This is a genomic window from Duganella sp. 3397 (genome assembly GCF_031456625.1).
In the GTDB taxonomy this organism is placed as follows: domain Bacteria; phylum Pseudomonadota; class Gammaproteobacteria; order Burkholderiales; family Burkholderiaceae_D; genus Rugamonas; species Rugamonas phyllosphaerae.
Window position 1 is genome coordinate 1 of record NZ_JAVDVB010000022.1, and the last position, 1,059, is coordinate 1,059.

Annotated in this window: 3 protein-coding genes; all 3 read left to right on the forward strand. The window is 55.7% G+C overall.

The annotated features are described in order from the left end of the window. A partial coding sequence (locus J2X54_RS25685) for a hypothetical protein (protein WP_310184703.1) occupies positions 1 to 186 on the forward strand: 186 nt, incomplete at its 5' end. A 10-nt stretch (positions 187 to 196) separates the two neighbouring features. Further along, positions 197 to 433 (forward strand): ParD-like family protein, encoded by a 237-nt coding sequence (locus J2X54_RS25690; protein ID WP_071651568.1) that lies wholly within the window; start codon positions 197 to 199, stop codon positions 431 to 433. Between the two features lie 8 nt (positions 434 to 441). Next, entirely contained in the window at positions 442 to 708 is a 267-nt protein-coding gene (locus J2X54_RS25695; protein WP_310184704.1) for a type II toxin-antitoxin system RelE/ParE family toxin, read from the forward strand. The last annotated feature ends 351 nt before the right edge of the window (positions 709 to 1,059 follow it).

Sequence of the window (1,059 nt, forward strand, 5' to 3'; positions counted from 1 at the left end):
TGGGGGGCAAGATCGGTAGCGATAGCGGCAGCGGCGACAGGAGCGCCAGCATGCGCTTCAGCTTGTAAAGCAGTATTAGCGGACATGGTGGTTAAGATTCAAAAAAGAGGGGAAGGCGACATTATACGCGTGACTTCCACGGTAGATAAATCGCTCAGTGCTAAGATTGTCACCATGACGTGGTGAAGGAGGTTATATGTCAACAAGCACTTCGATTCGTATCAACCAGGAACTATACGAGCAGGCCAGGCATGATGCCCTGCTAGCGCAGCGCACGATTTCCGGCCAAATTGAATTTTGGGCGCGTGTTGGCCGCGCAGCGCTTGATAATCCTGACCTGCCAGTAGGTTTTATCGCCGAGTCGCTTGCCTCGCTTGCTGAGCCACGTGAACTTGCGGAGCCATTTGTGCCTCGTAGCACCCGGAGGGCATAGTGTGGTCGGTGCGGCAAACCAAGCGGTTCGCTCGCCAGTACAAGAAGCTGCGCGACAATACTGCCGCTGACGTTGATGCGGCGGTGTTGGTTGTGCAGTCCGATCCGCACGGCGGGGAACGCAAGAACGGTGATTTGGCCAGCCTCTGGGTTCATAAATTCCGCAGCGGCAGTCAGCTCTACTTGCTGGGCTATACGCTCGACGATGGCCTCGAGTTGGTGTACCTGGAAGCCGTCGGTCCGCATGAAAATTTCTATCGAGACATTAAACGCTGATATCCCGGTTCTCGCACACAGATAGATGGAACTGGCCGCTGCGCGGTAAAATAGCGGCATTAGGGTCAGTGCCGACATTCAGACACGAGCCCAACTGCAGTATGGCTTAGCTCGTGTCCAATTGTCGGCACTGACCCTGAACTTTATGCCTGGTAGCAGGCGTGCCCGGCATTAGGGTCAGCGGCATTAGGGTCAGCAGCGGCATTAGGGTCAGTGCCGACATTCGGACACGAGCCCAACAGCAGTATGGCTTAGCTCGTGTCCAATTGTCGGCACTGACCCTGAACTTTATGCCTGGTAGCAGGCGGGGCAGGATTTTTCGTAGACGTATTCGGGGGCGAGTTGCTGGCG